At 74.8% G+C, this 19,384-nt stretch carries 18 protein-coding genes and 1 pseudogene; 7 read left to right on the top strand and 12 right to left on the bottom strand.

The features are described 5' to 3' along the window. The 5 genes from DEF28_RS19015 to DEF28_RS18995 form a co-directional block, all read left to right on the top strand. Window positions 1-904, top strand: a 904-nt coding sequence (locus DEF28_RS19015) for a biotin/lipoyl-containing protein (RefSeq protein ID WP_309485830.1), incomplete at its 5' end; no start/stop codon positions are given. A gap of 259 nt (window positions 905-1,163) precedes the next feature. After that, window positions 1,164-2,120: a cyclase family protein gene (locus tag DEF28_RS19010; RefSeq protein ID WP_114398926.1), complete on the top strand. Its 957-nt coding sequence runs from the start codon at window positions 1,164-1,166 to the stop codon at window positions 2,118-2,120. A 192-nt stretch (window positions 2,121-2,312) separates the two neighbouring features. After that, window positions 2,313-3,023 (top strand): DUF2271 domain-containing protein, encoded by a 711-nt coding sequence (locus tag DEF28_RS19005; RefSeq protein WP_114398925.1) that lies wholly within the window; start codon window positions 2,313-2,315, stop codon window positions 3,021-3,023. Between the two features lie 285 nt (window positions 3,024-3,308). Further along, a complete protein-coding gene (locus tag DEF28_RS19000; protein WP_158562876.1) occupies window positions 3,309-4,256 on the top strand; it encodes an FAD:protein FMN transferase in 948 nt (315 codons plus the stop codon). A gap of 147 nt (window positions 4,257-4,403) precedes the next feature. Continuing rightward, window positions 4,404-5,711, top strand: a complete 1,308-nt coding sequence (locus DEF28_RS18995; protein WP_114398923.1) for a ferredoxin reductase family protein — start codon at window positions 4,404-4,406, stop codon at window positions 5,709-5,711. Between the two features lie 10 nt (window positions 5,712-5,721). Here DEF28_RS18995 and DEF28_RS18990 read toward each other — a convergent pair whose 3' ends face one another. Together DEF28_RS18990 and DEF28_RS18985 are read right to left on the bottom strand one after the other, a co-directional pair. Beyond that, window positions 5,722-6,225 carry a hypothetical protein gene (locus DEF28_RS18990; RefSeq protein WP_114398922.1) on the bottom strand — a complete coding sequence of 168 codons (504 nt, stop codon included), beginning with the start codon at window positions 6,223-6,225 and terminating at the stop codon, window positions 5,722-5,724. A 30-nt stretch (window positions 6,226-6,255) separates the two neighbouring features. Beyond that, on the bottom strand, window positions 6,256-6,534 hold the full coding sequence (locus DEF28_RS18985; RefSeq protein ID WP_114398921.1) for a hypothetical protein: 279 nt from the start codon (window positions 6,532-6,534) through the stop codon (window positions 6,256-6,258). A 244-nt stretch (window positions 6,535-6,778) separates the two neighbouring features. Here DEF28_RS18985 and DEF28_RS18980 point away from each other — a divergent pair, with 244 nt between their 5' ends. Further along, window positions 6,779-7,651, top strand: a complete 873-nt coding sequence (locus DEF28_RS18980) for an alpha/beta fold hydrolase (protein ID WP_114398920.1) — start codon at window positions 6,779-6,781, stop codon at window positions 7,649-7,651. A 3-nt stretch (window positions 7,652-7,654) separates the two neighbouring features. On the opposite strand, the gene DEF28_RS18975 is transcribed toward DEF28_RS18980, so the two are convergent. From DEF28_RS18975 to DEF28_RS18965, 3 genes and pseudogenes are all read right to left on the bottom strand, one after another. After that, the gene (locus DEF28_RS18975) at window positions 7,655-8,002 is read right to left on the bottom strand and encodes a DUF397 domain-containing protein (RefSeq protein WP_309485829.1); all 348 of its coding nucleotides are present in this window, start codon (window positions 8,000-8,002) and stop codon (window positions 7,655-7,657) included. A 93-nt stretch (window positions 8,003-8,095) separates the two neighbouring features. Then, a pseudogene (locus DEF28_RS18970) lies at window positions 8,096-8,224 on the bottom strand (DUF397 domain-containing protein); the annotation flags it as partial. Between the two features lie 25 nt (window positions 8,225-8,249). Further along, window positions 8,250-8,567, bottom strand: coding sequence for a Scr1 family TA system antitoxin-like transcriptional regulator (locus DEF28_RS18965; RefSeq protein WP_147280167.1), 318 nt, complete (start codon window positions 8,565-8,567; stop codon window positions 8,250-8,252). Between the two features lie 173 nt (window positions 8,568-8,740). On the opposite strand from DEF28_RS18965, the gene DEF28_RS18960 reads away from it, so the two are divergent. Beyond that, on the top strand, window positions 8,741-9,208 hold the full coding sequence (locus tag DEF28_RS18960) for an SRPBCC family protein (RefSeq protein WP_114398918.1): 468 nt from the start codon (window positions 8,741-8,743) through the stop codon (window positions 9,206-9,208). Window positions 9,209-9,291: 83 nt separating this feature from the next. Here the strand turns inward: DEF28_RS18960 and DEF28_RS18955 are convergent, their stop codons facing one another. From DEF28_RS18955 to DEF28_RS18925, 7 genes are all read right to left on the bottom strand, one after another. Then, the gene (locus tag DEF28_RS18955) at window positions 9,292-10,620 is read right to left on the bottom strand and encodes an amidohydrolase (protein WP_233515402.1); all 1,329 of its coding nucleotides are present in this window, start codon (window positions 10,618-10,620) and stop codon (window positions 9,292-9,294) included. Between the two features lie 513 nt (window positions 10,621-11,133). Next, the gene (locus DEF28_RS18950; protein WP_114398917.1) at window positions 11,134-13,176 is read right to left on the bottom strand and encodes a hydantoinase B/oxoprolinase family protein; all 2,043 of its coding nucleotides are present in this window, start codon (window positions 13,174-13,176) and stop codon (window positions 11,134-11,136) included. A 169-nt stretch (window positions 13,177-13,345) separates the two neighbouring features. Then, entirely contained in the window at window positions 13,346-15,499 is a 2,154-nt protein-coding gene (locus tag DEF28_RS18945; RefSeq protein ID WP_114398916.1) for a hydantoinase/oxoprolinase family protein, read from the bottom strand. After that, entirely contained in the window at window positions 15,496-16,368 is an 873-nt protein-coding gene (locus DEF28_RS18940) for an ABC transporter permease (protein WP_114398915.1), read from the bottom strand. The genes DEF28_RS18945 and DEF28_RS18940 overlap by 4 nt, the downstream gene beginning before the upstream one ends. Continuing rightward, complete coding sequence (locus DEF28_RS18935; protein WP_114398914.1) at window positions 16,361-17,236, bottom strand: ABC transporter permease; 876 nt, start codon at window positions 17,234-17,236, stop codon at window positions 16,361-16,363. Before DEF28_RS18935 ends, DEF28_RS18940 begins: the two co-directional genes overlap by 8 nt. Then, complete coding sequence (locus tag DEF28_RS18930) at window positions 17,233-18,399, bottom strand: ABC transporter ATP-binding protein (RefSeq protein WP_233515401.1); 1,167 nt, start codon at window positions 18,397-18,399, stop codon at window positions 17,233-17,235. The genes DEF28_RS18935 and DEF28_RS18930 overlap by 4 nt, the downstream gene beginning before the upstream one ends. Further along, on the bottom strand, window positions 18,366-19,384 hold a 1,019-nt coding region (locus DEF28_RS18925), incomplete at its 5' end, for an ABC transporter substrate-binding protein (protein WP_147281073.1). The genes DEF28_RS18925 and DEF28_RS18930, both read right to left, overlap by 34 nt.

The following is a 19,384-nucleotide window of genomic DNA, read 5'->3' as shown; positions in this document are numbered from 1 at the left end:
CCAAGTCGAACACCCCGTCACCGAAGAGGTCTCCGGAATCGACCTGGTACGCGAGATGTTCCGCATCGCCGAAGGCGAACCACTCGGCTACGACGACCCCGTGCTGCGCGGGCACTCCTTCGAGTTCCGGATCAACGCCGAGGACGCCGGACGCAACTTCATGCCGGCGCCGGGCACCGTCACCGGATGGCGCGTGCCGGGCGGGCCCGGGGTCCGGGTGGACGCCGGGGCCGAGGCGGGGACCGTCGTCGGTCCGGAGTGGGACTCGCTGCTGGCCAAGCTGGTGGTCACCGGCCGCGACCGGCGGGAGGCCCTGGAGCGGGCCCGGCGGGCGCTGGCCGAGTTCGCGGTGGAGGGCATGGCGACGTCGCTGCCGTTCCACCGCGCGGCCGTCGCCGACCCGGCCTTCGCCCCGGAGACCGTCGGCACCAGCGGCCCGTTCACGGTCCACACGCGCTGGATCGAGAACGGCTTCGCCGCCGGGATCCCGCCGTTCGACGGCGCCGCGGCGGAGGCGGGCGCACCCGCCGAGCGCCGCAGCGCCGTGGTCGAGGTGGACGGCCGGCGGATCGAGGTGACGCTGCCCGCCGACCTGGTGGGGGTACCCGCCCCGGCGGCCGCGGCCGCGGTCCCGGCCAGGTCCGCGCGGCGCCGCTCCGCCGGACGCCGGTCCGCCGCCGCGGCCGGCGGGGCCGCCCTCACCACGCCGATGCAGGGCACCGTGGTCAAGGTCGCGGTCACCGACGGCGCGGACGTCGCCGAGGGCGATCTCGTGGTCGTCCTGGAGGCGATGAAGATGGAGCAGCCGATCCTCGCCCACCGCGCCGGCACCGTCCGCGGCCTGTCCGCCGACGTCGGAGCGGTGCTGACCCCCGGCACGGTGGTGTGCGAGATCTTGTCTTAGCCTGAGTGGCGCTTGAACGCAACACAGCCGCGCGGCGCGTGAACGGAAGACGCCTGCGTGGCGTGCCGAGCGCTCACCCCCGGCGGCCTGCTGCGCGCGTGCCGCAGAAGCCCCGGCACCCTGACCGGACGTGGCCACTGTGATCTCCGCGTCTCGACAGTAAGTATCAGAACCCTTATGTTCTTCAGGCATCTTAGCTTGAGAACGTGTCTGTCATCCCCCAGCCTTCAAGTAAGGCGTCATCGGAAAGAGCGTTCCCATGTGCGGTCCGCACGTCATGCAGCAGATCGACTACGGAGAGTCGGACAAGCGCCGGCTCGGTGACGACCACCCCTACGTCCGCCGCACGGGCGAGGAGGGCGCGGTCCAGGTCGCCGGCGAGCCCGAGCCGAAGAAGCGGTCGATGATCGGCCAGGCGGTGTCGCGCCGCAACCTGTTCCGGCTCTCGGGGGTGACCGGCGTGGCCGCCGCCGTCTCCGTGCTGCCTACCGGAGTCGTCGCGCACGCCGACGCCCAGGGGCTTCTCCGGCGCAAGGTCAAGGACCTCACCCACACGCTGAGCGCGGACTTCCCGATCTTCTACCCGCTGTCACCGCCGCCGGTCTACGAGCAGCGGCGCTTCCTGGAGACCGACGGCTTCAACGCCTACGTCATGACGTTGGACGAGCACAGCGGCACGCACATCGACGCTCCGGCGCACTTCTCCAACGAGAGCGGGTTCCTCGACGAGATCCCCGTCCAGTCCCTGGTGGCCCCCCTGGTGGTCATCCGGATCGGGGACCGTGCGGAGAACGACGCCAGCGCCCGGCTGGAGCTCTCCGACATCCGCCGCTACGAGCGCCGCTACGGGCGCATCCCCAAGGGCGCGTTCGTGGCGATGGACTCCGGCTGGAGCAAGCGGGTGGACATCCCCGGCGCCTACCTCAACCAGGGGCCCGACGGCGTGTTCCGCTGGCCGGGGATCGACCCCGAGGCCACCGCGTTCCTGGTGGAGGAGCGGTCGATCGTCGGGGCCGGGGTGGACAGCACCTCGCTGGACGCCGGCGGGTCGGACAACCCCGACACCCACCAGATCCTGCTGCCCGCCGGCCTGTACGGCATCGAGAACCTCAACAACCTGGGAAGCGTCCCGGCCAGCGGGGCCACCATCGTGGTCGGCGCGTCCAAGCACCGCGGCGGCTTCGGCGGACCCGCGCGGGTGTTCGCCTTCCACTGACCGGCGGCACCGCCACCCGGCCGGAGCGACGCGCGGCCGGAGCGACCCGCGGTCGGGGACAGCCTCCCGTGGCGGGAACGGGAAACCGGCCTCCCGTGGCGGGAACGGGAAACCGGCCTGCGCGGTCGAGCCGGAGACGTCGAGCGGGGCGGACGGTGGCCGCCCCGCTCCCCACGAAAGGACCGAAGCCGAATGCCCGACCGCAGGATCCGGGTGGTCGTGCCGCTGGTGGTCGTCACCGGCGTGGCCACCGTGGCCGCCGGCGCCCATTTCGGCTACCAGGTCGCCGACCGGCCGCCGATGTCGGTGGCGGCCGGCCCGAGCCCGGCGCCGGGCGACGCCGAGCCGGGCGCCCCCGTCCCCGCCGCTGACACGCTCGGGCTGGTAGCGGTCAGCTACCAGCTCAACCGGCTGCCCCAGCTCGCCAGCAACCAGATCGCGATCTGGATCGAGGACGAGGACGGCGAGTACGTCCGCACCCTGTTCGCCACCAGCTTCACCGCCAACGGCGGCTACGCGCGCCGCCCGATGTCGCTCTCGCTGTGGCGCGAGACCTCGGGCTGGGAGTCCGCGTCGCAGGCCGAGGTCGAGAGCGCGAGCCGCCCCGCGCAACCGAGCGGCCGGCACACCGTGTACTGGGACGGCGCCGACCGCGACGGCCGCCCGGTGCCCGCCGGCCGCTACACCTACCGGATCGAGGGCAACATCCGCTGGGAGAACCGGGTGCTGCACAGCGGCACCATCACGGTGGGCGACCAGCCCGACAGCAGCAGCGCCCAGGTCGAGTACCTGCCCGCGGGTGCCGCACGGGAGGGAGAGCTGCTGGCGGACGTCGGCGCCGTCTTCACTCCCGGGGAGACCCTGGACCCGGCCGTGCTCACCACCTTCACCCAGGGCTCGTGATCCGTCCCGCCGCGCCGCTGGCCGCAGCGGGGAGGGCTCCCGTGCCGCCGGACACCAGCAGCGCGTGCGGCTCCCGACGCGCGTCTTTGGGCGGCGCCCCGGTGGTACCGGGTCTGCCGGGCCGGGCACGTCCGTGCGCCGGGGGCCCGCCGGGCGCCCGGGACCGGCGGGCCCCCGGGGGCAGCGGTCCGCTCGCCGGCGCTGGTGACCGGTATGGGTAGGGCGGAACCGGGCGGTGCCTGGACCGGTGCCCGGCCCGAGCAGCCGGGCCCTCCTCCACGGCCGGTGAGCGGGCGAGCGGTCCGCGACCGGGTGATGGGCACCGACGTGCTCGTCGCCGGCCTGGCGCCCGCGGAAGCGGTGGCCGCGCTGGGCTGGCTGCGCGAGGTGGAACGGGTGTTCACCCGGTTCGCCCCGGACAGCGACACCCGCCGGGTGGGCGCGGCGCAGGGGCGCCCGGTCCGGGTGGCGCCGATGTTCACCGCGGTGCTGGCCGCGGCGTGCGAGTTCCAGCGGCGGACCGGCGGTGTGTTCGACCCGTTCCTCGGGGCCGAGATAGCGGCGCTGGGGTACGACCGCGACTTCGCGGAGATCGCGGCCGGTCCCGCGCCGGGGGCCGGCGCGGCCCCGCCCGCGCCGGCTCCCGCGTCGCCGCCGCGAGTGGAGATCGACCACGACCGCCGACTCGTCACGCTTTCGCCCGGCCTGGCCGTGGACCTGGGCGGATTCGTCAAGGGCTGGAGCGTGCAGCAGGCCGCCGACGGGCTGCGCGAGCGGGGGGTCCGCCGCGGCCTGATCGACGCCGGCGGTGACCTCGTCGCCTGGCGGAGCCCGGCCGACCCGCCGTGGCGGATCGGTGTCGCGCACCCGCTGCGGACCGGGCCGGCGGACATTCTGGCGCTCACTGAGAGGGTCGCCGTCGCCACGAGCAGCGTCACCCGACGCGCCTGGCGGGACCGGGAAGGCCGCGCCGCGCACCACGTCCTCGACCCGCGGACCGGTCGGCCGGCGGAGTCCGACTGCCTGCAGGCGACCGTGCTGGCCACCGACCTGGCGGCGGCGGAGGTGGCGGCCACGTGCCTCGTCATCCTCGGCACCCGGGCGGGACCAAGGCAGGTCGCGGAACTGGACCCGTCAGCGGCCTGGCTCACCGTCGACCGCGAGGGACGGGTGCGGCGCTCGGCCAACCTGGGCGACTACCGCGCGGAGGCGGTGGCCGATGACACCGCCTGACGCGGCCTGCGCCCCGCCGGCCGCTCCGGGCGCCTGGCGCGTGCGCGCCCCGCGGACGGGACGCCACCGGGACCACCACCGGCCATCGCGACCGGCCACGACTGACACCGCCCCGACTGAACGACCACCGCGCGGAGGACGCTCCGGATGACCGAACGTGACAGCACCCTCCCTCGGCGGGCCGGACCGGAGGCCGCGCCGCGGCTGCGCGTGTCGCACGTGGCGACCGCCATCGGGCTCTCGGCGCTGCCGTTCCTGCCCCTGCTCGGCCGGCTGGACGAGGCCGGCGGGACCCTGCCCGGCCTGGCCAACGTCACCGGCTTCCTCGGCGCGCTGCTCATCTGGTGGCAGGTGCTGCTCGGTGCGCGGCGCGTCTCGGCCCTGCTGACCGCCGACCGGGTCGCCGTGGTCCGGCTGCACGCCTGGCTCGGCTCGGGCGGGGCGTTCTTCGTGCTGCTGCACCCGCTCCTGGAGATGACCGCCGAGCACCATGACCTCTGGTACCTCGTCCGGATCGACTTCACCTGGCCGGAGTCCTCGTTCACGTCGCTGGGGCGCGTCGCGGTGGGCATGTTCCTGGCGCTGTGGCTCACCAGCACCCTGCTGCGCGCCGCGGTGCGGTATCGGACCTGGCGCTACACGCACTACCTGTCCTATCCGCTGGCGGTGCTCGTGTTCGTGCACTCCTACTACCTCGGCACGTTCCTCACCGAACTGCCGTGGCTGCGGGCGTACTGGCTGGCGCTGGCCTGCTCGTTCGCGGCGGTCTGCGCCTGGCGGCTCGCAGGACCGCTGCTGTCCCCGCGGTACCGGCTGGTGCGGACCGAGCGGCTCAGCGACACCGTCACCGGCTATGCCCTCGCGCCGGAGGGCCGCCGCGCGCCGCGTCCGGCGCCCGGCCAGTTCTACCACCTGCGGACCGCGCTGCTCGCGCCGTCGCACCCGCTCAGCGCGGTGGGGTGCGCGGCGGACGGCGAGCTGGCGTTCGCCGTCCGGGACGCGGGGCCGTTCACGGAGCGGCTGCGCGCGCTGCGCCCCGGGGACACGGTGTTCGTCGACGGGCCGTACGGGACGTTCACCCGCGAGGCGCGGGTGGGCGACCGGCCCACAGTGCTGGTCGCGGGCGGGGTCGGGATCACCCCGTTCGTGGAACTGGTGCGGCGGCACCCGGCCGGCGTGACGCTGTTCCACGTGACCCGCTCGCCGGAGGAGGCGGTGTTCGGCGCCGAACTCCGCGACCGCCTCGGGGCCGGTTACGTCAACGCGGTGTCCGGCCCGGGGGCGGGCCGTCCGGACTTCGACGCGCGCGACGTGCTCCGCAGGGTCGGCCCGGCCGCCCGGCGCGCACGCTTCTTCGTGTGCGGCAGCCCCGGGTTCGTGGAGCGGGTGGCTGCCGGCCTCCGGGACGAGGGGATCAGCGCGGACCGGGTCCTCACCGAGGAGTTCGAACTCTGAGGCGGCCGCCTCACGCCGCGCCCGGGCCGCCACCACGCAGATGACCGTAGTGGTACCCGAGATAGGCCCGGGAGTCTTCCTCACCCGGAGGGGTCAGCCCGGCCTGCCAGGGGATCGGGCACGGCCCGCTGTGCTCCGGGTCCGGGCAGGCCAGCCGCTGGAGGGCGTCGAGCAGGTCGTAGGCGGTGTCCTCCGGCGCCAGCACACCGGCCCGGATCACCGCGGTGGTGTGCGCCCCGGGTTCCTCCCCGGGGTGCTCGTCGCGCCACTGCTGGGGCAGGTCGTCGTACATCTCCGCGACGGTCATCTCCGACGCGGGGACCTCGTCCCCGGCCGCGGGCTCGATGGGCTGGTCGCCGGAGTCGACGCGCAGTGCCCACGCCGAGAGCGCGGATGCCGGACCGCGGGCGCGCTGCCCGAGCATGCCCCGAGCCGATTCGGCGAGCCGGGCGACCTCGTCAGGGGTCCCGTAGACGCCGAGCCGCAGTTCGTACAGGTCGGGGTTCTCGGACAACGCGCATCCTCTTCTGGTCAGCTCTTCTGGTCAGCGGACGGGGTGGCAGTGCTTGGCGCGGTAGCCGCGCGGCATCTGGTCGTTGGCGTTCTTGACCGCGGCCTTCTCCGCGAGAGCGTAGGTCTTGGCCGTACCGGTGCCGAAGACGTGCCCGACACCGCTGTTGTCGCTGAGCCGGATCTTCGTGCACTTCACCTTGACGGTGACACGCCTCAGCGCGGCCATCTCGTCGTCGGCCACGGCGGGGGTCGCCAGGCTGAGCAGCGCGGCGGTGGTCATCAGGATGAGGCAGTTGCGCAGTCGGGTCATGGGTGCGCTCCTCTCACGTGACGGTCGCCAGGTCTCCCTGGACCTTCGTCACGGAGAGTAGCACCCCGCCGACCTGGCACGCATCACGTTATGTGACCACAGCTGGACGTTGCGCAGCCATCCATGAGCGATGGTTCCCTGCTCTTCGACCGCGCCGGGTCCACGGCCGTGGACGCGCGGACCGGCCCCCCTCGTCCCGTAAATCACTTGGTGCACCCGGGGGGCGCCCCCTACGCTGCCCGGCGTGGATCTTGGAGTGGTGGAACCCGAGCGTGCCGGCACGACCGCGCTTCCCGGCGGCCGACGGCTGGGGTGGGCGGCGTGGGGACCGGTGGACGGTCGTCCGGTGCTGTTCTGCTCCGGCGCCGCCATGGGGCGCAGCCTCGGGTTCGGAGCCGGACTGCTGCAGCGGCTCGGCGTGCGGCTGGTCGCGGTGGACCGTCCGGGACTGGGCGCCTCGGACCCCGATCCAGGGCGGACGCTGGACAGCTGGGCGCGCGACGTGGCGGATCTGGTGGCGGCGCTCGGGCTGCGTGATCCGCTGGCCGTGGGCTTCTCCCAGGGCGCGCCGTTCGCGCTGGCGTGCGCCGCCGCGGGGGTAGTGCAGGCGGTGGCGGTGGTCTCCGGCCAGGACGACCTGGGCGATCCGCAGCTCGCTGGACTCCTGCCCGCCGAGGTCGCGGGGATGGTCGGCGCCGCCCGCACGGACCCGGCCGGGTTCGAGGCGTCGCTCGCCAGGAGCATGAACGCCGAGACGCTGTGGCGGATCGTGATGGACACGAGTTCGGCCGCCGACCGCGCCGTCTACACCGATCCCCGCTTCGAACCCGCGTACCGCCGCGCCCTGGCGGAGGGCTTCGCCCAAGGCGCGGCCGGCTACGCGCGGGACCTGGCGTTGACCTTCGGGCGCTGGCCGTTCGCGCTGACCGCGATCACGGTGCCGGCGCACCTCTGGTACGGCGCCCACGACCCGGGCGCCACCCACTCCCCCGACCACGGCACGCGGCTGTCCCGCCGCCTGCCGAACGCCCGCCACCACCTGCTGCCGGACGCGGGGGCGGCGCTGCTGTGGACGCACGCGGAGGAGGTCTTGGCGGGGTTGGTGGCTCCGATCTGATTCTCAGAGCGTCGCCGTTGCCCGCATAGCCGCGAGTAGGGCAGCGCTGTCGAACTCACCGTTCTTCACGCCGGCCACGAAGGCGTCCCACTCGGCGCGGGTGAAGACTAGTGGAGCGCGGTCGCGGTTCTTCGAGTCGCGAACCACGAACACCGCATCCTCGCCAGCCTTGTTCTCCACGGTCACGTCTCGACCCGGAAGCGCTGACACTTCGACGCAGTGTCCGCCGTTGTTGCCGCTCTGGCGGCTCTTGCGCCACTGGGCACGGGACAGGTCCATCTGGGACTCCTGGTACACGACGTCTGGATAGTCCTCTCCCGGAAAGTCCAGGGTGACGAAGGAACCGAGCATGGAGGCGTGCTCGCCCCAGGAACGTTTCCGGGGGTGATCCGTGTCGGATCGAAGGCGTTGCTTTTCTCCGTGTCAACGGACCTCGCTTCGCGCTTAGAGGCGCTCGTCAGTACCGAATGCCAGGTGTCCGAAGCGGCGGTGCTGGGTGTCACGTATCGCCGCTCCGCCCACCTCCGTGTACGCCACTTCAACGCAGTTCGTGTCGCCCTTGCTGTACGACGCCTTGTGCCAAGTGTCCGCAACGTGCTCACGTGCACTCTCCTCGCACCTCGTCTATGAGGGCACGTGAAGGGTCCGGCGGGAGAGCGAGCGCCCTCAGATCACCCAAGAGCGATGCGTGTTCCTCGATCAGAGCCGGTGCGACGATCACACTGCCCTCCGCAGTGGTCTCCAGATAGAGAATCGTCCGCACCCCCGGCAACCGAAGCATCCGGAATCCGCCGTCGAGGCCCGGATGGTTCCACGTCGGGTGGGGCACGATCAGGATCTCGGCCCTGTCCCACGTGGACACTTCTATGAGGCGCTCCAACTGTCCCCTCCCCGACACCTCTGCCGTGTGGTTCACCGTCACCTGCCGGGGGCCCGCCGAGGTGATCCGGCTGGTGCGTCCGCAGCCCAGCCCGGCCTGACCGCCGCCCGCGACCGCCCGGCGCCTCCGTCCCCCTCGTCGGGGTGCCGGGCTCACGCCTCCGACGCTGACCGGGCCCAGCGGCGCCCGGCGAGCCCTACCATCGGGCTATGAACCGGACGGACCGCGCCCGCAGGGTGATCGCCGCACCGCCGACGACTGTCTACGCCGCCCTGCTCGACCGGGCCTCCCTCGAAGCGTGGCTGCCGCCCGACGGCATGCGCGGGCGGGTCGAGTGGTGGGAGCCCCGGCCCGGTGGCGGGTTCCGTATGGTCCTCACCTACCTCGACCCCGCCGGCAGCCCCGGCAAGACCTCGGATGCGACGGATGTCGTCGAGGTCGAGTTCGCCGATCTCCTGCGGCCGGAGCGCGTGGTGCAGCGGGCGGTGTTCGAGGCCGAGGACCCGTCGTACGCGGGCACCATGACGTTGACCTGGCACCTGGCCGCCGCTGGCGCCGGGACCGAGGTGACCGTCACCGCGGTGGACGTGCCGCCGGGCATCGACCAGGCGGTCCACGAGTCCGGACTCGCCTCCTCGCTGGCCAACCTGGCGGCCCACGTCGAAGCGGCCGGCTGACAAGCCACGGCGGACCGGTCAGCGCGTCGGCGGCACGGAGCGCTTCGCCCGCTGCCCGCCTGCCGCCTGGGCGGGTCGGTCCCTCACCCGGCCACCGGCACCAGCCGGGTGAGCGCCGCCGCCACCAGCGCCTCCACTCCCGCCGACAGCGTCGGCTCGACCACCGGGGCGAAGTGCGGCGTGTGGTTGCCCGGCGCCTCACCCTCCGCTGCGGCGGCGCCCAGGCCCCAGAAGACCGAGGGGACGCCTGCCGCCGTGCCGAACACGCCGACGTCCTCGCTGCCGATCAGCTGCGCCATCTCTCCCACCCGCTCGGCGCCGAAGCGCGCCCTGAAGGCGGCGCCGACCTGCTCCGCCGCCTCCGGGTCGTTGACGGTGGTCGGGAAGGAGCTGATCGCGCGGTACTCCGGCGGGCGCGGGGCCCCAGAGGCCGCCGCCTCGGCGTCGGCGATGCGGTGGACGGCGGCCACCACCCGTCGGAGGACGTCCTGGTCGTAGGCGCGGATGCTCACGGTGAGCGTGGCGTGGTCGGCGATCACGTTCTCCTTCTCCCCCGCCCGCAGCTTCGCCACGGTGAGGACGGCCTGCTCGGCGGGGGCGACCTCGCGCGCGACCACGGTCTGCAGCCGCAGCACGGTGGCCGCCGCCATCACCACCGGGTCCACCACCCGCTCGGGCTGGGACGCGTGGCCGCCGACACCGAACAGCGTGATGTCGAAGCTCTCCGCCGCCCCGAGCACCAGGCCCGGCCGGTACGCCACTCGGCCGGCGGGGAGCGGGAAGACGTGCTGGGCGAACACCGCGTCCGGCGTGCCGAAGCGGCCGTACAGGCCGTCGTCCAGCATCGCGCGGGCGCCGGCGCCGATCTCCTCGGCGGGCTGGAAGACCGCCATGACGGTTCCGCCCCAGTGGGCCCGGCCGGCGGACAGCAGTTCCGCCGCTCCGACCAGGCAGCTGACGTGCATGTCGTGGCCGCAGGCGTGCATGACCGGGACTGGCACGCCGTCCGGACCCGGCGCCTGCGCGGTGCTCGCGTACGGCAGCCCGGTCTGCTCCCGCACCGGCAGCGCGTCCATGTCGGCGCGCAGCAGGACCACGGGTCCGGGACCGTTGCGCAGCACGCCCACGACCCCGGTGCCGCCGACACCGGCGGCGACCTCGTACCCCGCGTCGCGCAGCCGCCGCGCGGCGGCACCGGCGGTGCGGTGCTCGGCGAACGAGAGCTCGGGGTGCGTGTGCAGGTCCCGGTACAGGTCGGCGAGTGCGGCGGGGTCGACGCCGCCGGGACGGTAGCCGGCCATGACGGCGGAGACGGCCGCGTCGCGCGCCGCGTCGGCGTCGCTCCGTCCCGCCCCGGGAGCCGCCGGTCGAACGTCTCCCCCGCCGCCCGCGGCCATGGTGTCCGTCATCATGGTCGATCCCGTCTGTCGTCGGTACGAGTTGTCCGCATGCGGGCCCACGGCGTCGCTCCGCCGTCCGCCCGCTCAGCACGCCGGACCGCCCGCGTCCCCGGTCCGCGCGGCCCGGCCAGGCCGGTCGCTACCTCCCCTTCGGGGATCTTCGCGGCTCTCCCCGCCCTTCCTCGCGCGGTGGCCCCGCAGAGGCGCTCGGGCCACCGGCCGCGCGCACCGGCTCGCGGGGACGTCCGGCATGGTCCGCGCCGTTCCCCTACGCCGAGGTCCGCCGCCCGCTCGCCTGCCGAGATCCGTCCTGCCGTCGCGGCCGCCGCCCCGCACGGCCGGGCCTGCCCGCGGTGTCCGCGGACGGCCGCCCGCCGCCCCGGAGCCGAGATGGGCCGCACGGGGTGCGCCCGCTCCCCGTCGCTGACGGGGCCGGGCCTGGGCGGAGCGCCGCGGTACGGACCGCCGGTGTCAGGTCCGCCGAGCGGCCTGAGCGGGCCACCGCCGCCCTTCCGGGGCCAGCCGTCACCCCGCCGCACCCGCCGCACCCGCCTCATCGGTGGTTTCGGCCACCAGCCGGTCGAGCTCGGCCGCCAGCACCCGCCGCGCCGCCGCGCCCTCCTCCGGGGTCGCGGCCACCGCCGGGAACCCGGCGGGCAGCGCGGCCAGCACCGCGGTGTACACGGCGACCCTGCGCGCGTGCCGGCGGGCGGCGGGGAGCCGGAACAGCGCCGCGACCAGCCGGTCCACCGGCGCCGGGTCGAAGATGGCGTCCCACGCCGCGCGCTCCGGGCCGACCTCGGCGGACCGGTCCGCCGGCGGGCGGGCGGTGCGCAGCCGGCCGGTCTCCGCCTCGTCCACGGCCGGGCCGTGGGCGGTCACCGCGACCGCCACCCCGTAGTCGCGGCGGGCCGCCGCGACCGAGACCACACCGCGGCGCACGTCGGCCAGCACCTCCTCGGCCGGGCGGTCGAACGGGTCGCCGTACCCGCCCGCTCCCGAGGTCCGCAGGGTCACCACGTCCCCCCGGGCCAGTCCCAGCACGTCGATCTTGCCGAGCCGGCGCTCGCCGGGCGTGCCCTCGTTGACGACCAGTTCGGCGGGCGCGCCCGACCGGCCCCCGGCCACGCCCCACGGGCGGAACCGCAGCCGTTCCAGCCCGCGCGCCAGCAGCCGCGCGTCGTCGGACCCCACCTCGAACGACAGCTCCAGCCCGGTGCCGCCGCGCCACCGCCCGGGCCCGCCGGAGTCGGGGCGCAGCGCGTAGCGCAGCACCCGGACCCCGATCTCGGTCTCCACGGTCTCCACCGGGTTGTTCGACAGGTTGGAGATGCCGCTGTCCCGGCCGTCCACACCGTCGGCCCCGTACCGGGCGCCGGTGCCGCCGACCATGGGTTCGAGCACCTGCACGTTCTGTCCCGTCGCGCGCTGCTCGGCGACCACCACGGGCACGACCAGCCCGCTGCTGGCCGCGGGCAGCACCTCCCGGGCGGCCTGGCCGAGCGCGCCGCCGAGGGCGTCGTTGACCCGGGAGGCGGTGGCGTGCCGGATGCCGACGGCCGCCGGGGCCGTCGCGTTGACCACCGAGCCTTCGGGCGCGGTGACGGTGATGGGGCGGATGATGCCGCCGTTGAGCGGGATCTCGGGGTCCAGGGTGCAGATGAGCGCGAGCACCCGCGTGGTGATCCAGGCGTGCGCGCGGCCGCTGCCGGCATGGCTGGCGATGTTGAACGCCGCCGCGACCTGCGGATCGGACCCGGTGAAGTCCAGGTGCAGCCGGCCGCCCTCCAGGTGCGCGGTGACGCTGATGCGCACCGGGACGGGCGAGACCGCGTCGTCGTCCAGCAGGTCGACGAACCGGTACTCGCCGTCGCGCAGTCCGGCGAGCGCGGCGGTCGCCTTGCCCGCGCTGTACTCGACGAGGTCGGCGTGCGCGGCGCGCACGCCGTCGGCGCCGTGCGCGGCGACGACGGCCGCCAGCCGCTCCCGGCCGGTGCGCAGCGCGGCGAGCATGGCCCGCAGGTCGCCCTCGTTGGCGTCGGGTGTGCGGCTGTTGGCGGCGAGCAGCGCCGCGACCTCCGGGACCCGCTCGCCGGCCCGGACCAGCCGCACCGGCGGGATCCGCAGGCCCTCCTGGTAGATCTCGTCGTTGGTCGGCGACAGGCTGCTGGGCACCCGGCCGCCGATGTCGGAGCAGTGGATGAACGCCCAGCCGTAGCCGATGACCTCGCCGTCGTGGAAGTAAGGCTCGATGAGCTGGATGTCGGTGAGGTGGGTGGCCAGCCCGCCGGAGTGGTACGGGTCGTTGGTGATGAGGACGTCCCCGGGGCTGAGCGGCCCCGCCTGCTCGACCGCGGTGCGCACCTCCAGGCCGACGAACCCGGACACCCCGATGCCGCGCGGATAGGCGGTGAAGGTGCCGTCGGGTCCGGCGAGTGCGCAGGCGAAGTCGGCGGTCTCCTTGACGTACAGCGAGCGGCTGGTCCGCTGGAGCGTCAGGCACATCTCCTCGGTGAGGGCGCCGAGCTTGTTGCCGATGATCTCCAGGGTGACCGGGTCGAGCCTCATCTGGGTTCCTCCGTGGGGACACCCGCCGGCGGGCGGGGGGAGCAGCGGACGGCGGCGCAGCGCGAGGGCCTGCGGCGGCTCGCGGTCACCAGGAGCTCCCGCCCGCGCACGGCGGCCGGTGCCCGGGCCGGAACGCCGGGCCGGCGCGGGGCGGGGCCGCCCGTCGGGTTCACGGGCGGGTCCTCGTCAGCCGCAGGTTGCCGGTGGGATCGACGGCCGCCGTCCAGCCGGGCGGGACGAGCACGGTGGTGTCGGTCTGCTCGACGATGGCCGGCCCGGAGAGGGTGGCGCCAGCGCCGAGCGCGGCCCGGTCGTAGCGGGCCGCGCGGACGCTCTCGCCGCGCAGCAGCAGGGTGCGCTCGCCGAGCGGTGCGGGCGGCCCGCTCCCCGGCGGGACCGGGGGCGCGGGGGTGGTCGGCCGCGGCGCGGTGATGGCCAGCCGGGCGGTGCCGATGCGGATCGGCGCGCCGGCGTCGCGGAACCCGTACAACCGTTCGTGCTCGACGTGGAACGCCTCGGCGAGCGCGTCGGCCCCCGGCACCGGGCCGCCCGGCTCCGCCGCGATCGGCACCCGGATCTCGTGGGCCTGGCCGATGTAGCTCATGTCCGCGGCGAGGGTGACGGCCGGCTCGGCCACCGGGTCGCCGCCCTGTCCGGCGAGCCAGGCACGGGCCTGCCCGGCGAGCTCGGCGAGGATCTCGCCGAGCCGGGCGGCGCCCTCCGCGTCGAGGGGGCGGCGCAGGCTGCGGGCGAGATCGCGGCGCAGGTCGGCGTCGGCGGCGCCCATGGCGCAGAAGGTGGCGGCGGCGGCCGGGACGAGGATGTCGGCGACCCCGACCTCCTCGGCGAGCAGCGCGGCGTGGGTGGGCCCGGCACCGCCGAAGGGGACGAGGGTGAACTCGGCGGGGTCGAGCCCGCGCTGGGCCAGCGTCTTCTGGAGCTCGACCGCCATGCCGGCCGTGGCGATCCGCAGCGCGCCGTCCGCGGCCCGCCGGGCCGCGGCTCCGTTACCGGCCTCGGCTCCGTCACCGGCCGCGGCTCCGTCACCGGCCGCGGTTCCCGCGCCCCGGCCGTCGAGCCCGCTGGCGGCGGCGACCGCGTCGAGGGCGCTCCGCGCGGCGGCGGCGTCCAGCGGCATCCGCCCGCCGAGGAAGGTGTCGGCGCCGATCACGCCGGTGGCCAGGTAGCAGTCGGTGACGGTGGGCCGGGAGCCGCCGCGCCCGTAGGACACTGGGCCGGGGTCGGCGCCGGCGCTGTCCGGGCCGACCTTGAGCACGCCGTGCTCGTCGACGCGGACGACGGAGCCGCCGCCCGCCCCGATGGCGCCGACGGCGACCACGGGGAGGACGAGCGGCAGGCCGCCGATGGTGGTGCGGGTGGCGAACTCGGGCTCACCGCCGACGGCGACCGCGATGTCGCTGCTGGTGCCGCCCATGTCGAAGGTGATGATCCGGTCGGTGCCGGCCGCCGCGCCGAGCCGGGTGGCGGCGGTGACCCCGGCGGCCGGGCCGGACAGCACGGTCTCGATGGGCCGCTCGCGGGCGGCCGCGAGGCTGAGCGAGCCGCCGTTGGACGCCGCGATGTACACCGGGGCGCGCACGCCGATCTCGCCGAGCAGCTGCTCCAGCCGGTCGAAGTAGCGGCTCATCAGCGGCTGGATGTAGGCGTTGAGGCAGGCGACCAGCGTGCGCTCGTACTCGCGGACCTCGGGCCACACCGCCGCGGAGGAGACCAGCGGCAGGTCGGGCAGCAGCGCGGCGAGCCGGCCGGTGAGGGCCGCCTCGAAGGCGGGGTCGGTGTGCCCGTGCAGGACGACGACGGCCGCGGCGTCGGCGCCGGTCGCGGCCAGCCGCTCGGCGGCGCGGGCCAGCTCGGCGTCGTCGGGCACCCGCGCGGGGGTGCCCTCGTGGTCCAGCCGGGCGGGGATCTCCACGACGCGGTCGCGCGGGACGAGCGGTTCCTCGCGGGCGGCGTGCAGGTCGAAGGAGGACGGCATGCGGCTGCGGCCGATCTCCAGGATGTCGCGGTAGCCCTCGGTCACGGCGAGTGCGATCCGGGCGCCGCGGCGCTGGATGATCGCGTTGAGCCCGATGGTGGTCCCGTGGGTGATGTCGGCCAGGTCCGCGGGGTCCAGGCGGGCGGTCGCGAGCAGGGTGCGCAGGCCGCGCGCCACCGCCAGGGCGGGGTCATGCGGCGTGCTCGGCTCCTTGTGGTGGACGGCCGCCGCGGCGCCGCCGGTCCGCAGCACGAAGTCAGTGAACGTGCCGCCCACGTCGATGCCGACGCGGGCGGCGGCCGCCCGCTGTCCGCTGGGGTGCGTCACAGCGCCTCCGACAGGTGGGTGAAGCGGTCGACGACCACCATCACCAGCACGCTCGCGAGCATGAGGAGGGTGGAGATCGCCGCGACGGACGGGTCGAGTTCGAACTGCACGGCCGAGAAGATCCGGACCGGCACGGTGGTGGTGTTGGCGCCGGACACCAGCGCCGTGACGGCCACCTCACCGAGCGAGGTGACGGCCGCGAACACCGCGCCGGCCAGGATGCCGGGACGCAGCAGGGGCAGCGTCACGGTCCAGAACACCCGGAGCCGGCCGGCACCGAGGCTGGCGGCGGCCCGTTCCAGGGTCGGGTCGAGGTTCTGGGCGCTCACCATGACCGTGCGCACCACGAACGGCAGCGCGACCACCGAGTGCGCCAGCCACAGGCCGGCGATCGTGTTGACCAGGCCGAGCCCCTGGAAGTAGTAGAGGAGGCTCAGGGCGATGATGATCTCGGGCACCATCAGCGGGGAGAGCGCGAACCCGGCGACCGCGCGGCGGCCGGGGAAGTCGCCGCGGGCCACCGCGTAGGCGGCCAGCGTGCCCAGGGCCGCGGTGGTGGCGACCACGAGCAGCACCAGCAGCCCGCTGAGCCGCAGGGACACCGCCCACTCCTGCGAGCCGAGCACCTCGGCGTACCAGCGCAGGGACAGTGAACTGGGCGGGAACGCGAGGGAGGCCGTCGCGTTCAGCGAGCTGATCGCCAGCACGGCCATCGGCGCCGCCAGGAACAGCAGCACGAGCGCGGCCGGCAGCGCGGCCGCGACCCGGCCGGCGCCGCCCAGGATCCGCCGCCCGAGGCGGCGGGGGCGCGATGGGGCGGCCGCCGCGCGCCCGGTGGCGGCGCGCTCAGCGGCGGGGGCGTCAGCCATACAGCCGCCTCTCCCAGAATCGGAATCCGGAGCCCAGGACGGTGACGCAGAGCAGCGTGAGGAGGAGCAGCGTGAAGCTCAGCGCCGCCGCCACCGGGTAGTCGTAGACGCTGGTGATCTGGCTGTAGACGCGCAGCCCGGCGAGCGGCCGGTTGGCGCCGCCGACCAGCAGCGGCGTGATGTAGATGCCCATGGCGAGCGGCAGGACGACCAGGGCGCCGGTGGCGACGCCCGGCAGGCTGAGCGGGACGGTGATCCGCCAGAACGTGCGGATCGGCCCGGCGCCCAGCATCTGGGAGGCGCGCCGCAGGTTGCCGTCGATGCCGCCGAGGGCGGTGGTGAGCGGGATGACGGCGAACGGCAGCAGCACGTGGGTGACCGACACCACGATGGCGAGGTAGCTGGTGAGCAGCGGGACCGGCGCGTCGGCGAGCCCCGTCGCGACGAGGAACCGGTTGACGGCGCCGTTGGCCGACAGCAGCACCACCCAGCCGTAGCTGCGCACGACCACGCTGGTGAGCAGCGGCGAGACCACGATGACGAACATGACGGTGCGCAGCACCCCGGGGCGGGTGCGCGCCAGCGCGTAGGCCACCGGGTAGCCGAGCAGCAGGCACAGGACGGTCACCAGCAGGGCGGTGAGCAGGCTGGAGCGCAGCGACTCGGCGAAGAACGGCTCGGTGAGCACCCGCTGGTACTGCACGAGCGAGAACTCCGGCAGCGGGTTCCCGGTGCCGTCCACCGGGTGCAGGCTCAGCTCCAGGATCCGGGCCAGCGGCACGGCGAACAGCGCGGCGAGGAAGAGGACCGCCGGCAGCGCGTAGCCCGCGCCGGCCGCCCGGCCGCGCGTCGGGGACGTCCGCGTCACCGCGCCTCCTCGGCCGGCGCGGTGGTGAGGTCGATGACGTCCTCGGCCGACCAGCGGGCGGTCACCTCGCTGCCGAGCGGGGGCGGCTCGGCGTGGGTGCGTGCGCTCAGTGTCGCCCCGCCGGCCAGGTGGACCTCGGAGTGCCAGGCGTCCCCGACGAACGCCCGGTAGCCGAGCACCCCGCTCGCGGCGCCGCCGGAGCCGGCGTCGGCGCTAGCCGGCTCGGCCGCCGCCGTGTGCAGGCGGACCCGCTCCGGGCGCAGCGCGAGGACGGCGGGCCGCCCCCGCTCCGGTCCGGGCAGGCCGGTGCGCAGCACCGTGTCGCCGATCCGCAGCACGCCGCCGCCGTCGGCCACCCCGTCGAGGATGTTCGCCGCCCCGACGAACTCGGCGACGAACCGGCTGGCCGGCGCGCGGTAGACCCGCTCCGGCGTGTCGAGCTGCTCGACCCGGCCGCCGTTCAGCACCGCGATCCGGTCGGAGAGCGACAGCGCCTCCTCCTGGTCGTGAGTGACGAACACCATCGTGATGCCCAGCCGCTGCTGGAGCTCGCGCAGCTCCACGCGCATCTCGCGGCGCAGCTTGGCGTCGAGGTTGGACAGCGGTTCGTCGAGGAGCAGCACCGCCGGCCGGGTCGCCAGGGCGCGCGCCACGGCGACGCGCTGCTGCTGGCCGCCGGACAGCTGCCGGGGGCGGCGGTCGGCGTAGCCCTCCAGGCCGACGAGCCGCAGCGCCTCGGCGACGCGCTCCCGGCGCTCGGCCCGTTCGACGCGGCGTACCTTCAGCCCGTAGGCGACGTTGCCGGCCACCGTCAGGTGCGGGAAGAGCGCGTAGTTCTGGAACACCAGGCCGAGGCCGCGCCGGTGCGGGGGGACGTCGGTGACGTCCGCGCCGTCGACGCTGATCCGCCCCCGGGAGGGGCGCACGAACCCGGCGAGCGCGTTCAGCAGGGTGGTCTTGCCGCACCCGCTCGGTCCGAGGATGGACAGGAACTCGCCGCGCCGGATGGTGAGCTCGGGGACGTCGAGGACCCGGGTGCCCTCGTAGCCGGCCGCCAGCTCCTCGATCACGACGTGCGCCGCCGGGCCCGCCGCCGGAGCGGGGGCCGGGCGGAGCGGGTCGGGGGAGGTCACCGGAAGATCTCGTTCCACCGCTGCTGCCACTCGTTGAGGTTGGGGGTCACCGCGGCGTAGTCGACCCAGGTGAAGTCCTGGTAGACGTCCTCGCCGTGCTCGACCTTGGCGTCGAACTCGGGGCTGTACTCGATGGTGTCGTTGCCGGCCGCGTAGAAGGTGCCCTCGCCGAACGTCTTCTGGTACTCGGCGGCGGTCAGGTAGTTGAGGAACTCGTAGGCGGCGTCGGCGTTGGGGGTGCCCGCGGGGATGTAGTAGGAGGTCAGCGCGCCGACCGCGCCGGACTCCGGGTAGGTGAACCCGATGGGCTCGCCCTCGGCCTCCATCGCGAACGCCCGCCCGTCCCAGAACGGCACGATCCAGGCGTCGCCGTTCTGCAGCACCGTGGAGACGCTGCCGGCGTCGGCCGGGTAGGCGGAGACGCAGCCCTTCAGCTCCTCCAGCCGGTCGAAGGCGCGGTCGACGTCGTCGGGGTTGGACAGCTCGCCGCCGTCCTGGGCGACCAGGGCGGAGAAGAACTCCAGGCCCGCGTTGTAGGTGAGCGGGGGCAGGGCGACGTGGCCGCAGTACTCCTCGTCGAAGATGTCGGTCCAGTCGGCGGGCGGGTCGGTGATCTCGTCGGTGCGGTACAGCAGCCCGTTGGAGCCGGTGGTGAGCGGGGCGCCGTAGTACTCGCCGTCGGCGGCGGACTGGTCCACCAGCACGCTGTTGAGCTGGGACCAGTTCTCGATGCGGTCGGTGTCCAGGGGCTCCAGCACGTCGTTGGTGACGGCCTGGTTGAACGTCTGGGAGGTGAGGGCCACGACGTCGAAGGGCGGGTTGGAGCCGTTGGCGGCCCGCAGCTTGGTGAGCCAGTCGGCGTCGGTGCCGGTGACCACGTTGACGGTGATTCCGGTCTCCTGCTCGAACGGCTCGACGAAGGACTCCTCGAACAGCTCGCCCCACGGGCCGGCGAACGCGGTCACGGTGATCTCCCGCTCGCCGGACCCGGAGCCTCCGGTGTCGATGGCGCCGC

This window comes from Marinitenerispora sediminis, assembly GCF_003336425.1.
Classification (GTDB): domain Bacteria; phylum Actinomycetota; class Actinomycetes; order Streptosporangiales; family Streptosporangiaceae; genus Marinitenerispora; species Marinitenerispora sediminis.
Note: the sequence above shows the minus strand (reverse complement) of the source record. Positions and strands in the feature narration are given on the sequence as shown.

Coding starts and splice junctions, on each gene's coding strand:
- DEF28_RS18950 (WP_114398917.1), bottom strand. CDS start 13,176: ATGAGGCTCGACCCGGTCACCCTGGAGATCATCGGCAACAAGCTCGGC.
- DEF28_RS19005 (WP_114398925.1), top strand. CDS start 2,313: ATGCCCGACCGCAGGATCCGGGTGGTCGTGCCGCTGGTGGTCGTCACC.
- DEF28_RS18975 (WP_309485829.1), bottom strand. CDS start 8,002: ATGCTCGGTTCCTTCGTCACCCTGGACTTTCCGGGAGAGGACTATCCA.
- DEF28_RS18960 (WP_114398918.1), top strand. CDS start 8,741: ATGAACCGGACGGACCGCGCCCGCAGGGTGATCGCCGCACCGCCGACG.
- DEF28_RS18940 (WP_114398915.1), bottom strand. CDS start 16,368: ATGGCTGACGCCCCCGCCGCTGAGCGCGCCGCCACCGGGCGCGCGGCG.
- DEF28_RS19010 (WP_114398926.1), top strand. CDS start 1,164: ATGTGCGGTCCGCACGTCATGCAGCAGATCGACTACGGAGAGTCGGAC.
- DEF28_RS18955 (WP_233515402.1), bottom strand. CDS start 10,620: ATGATGACGGACACCATGGCCGCGGGCGGCGGGGGAGACGTTCGACCG.
- DEF28_RS18995 (WP_114398923.1), top strand. CDS start 4,404: ATGACCGAACGTGACAGCACCCTCCCTCGGCGGGCCGGACCGGAGGCC.
- DEF28_RS18985 (WP_114398921.1), bottom strand. CDS start 6,534: ATGACCCGACTGCGCAACTGCCTCATCCTGATGACCACCGCCGCGCTG.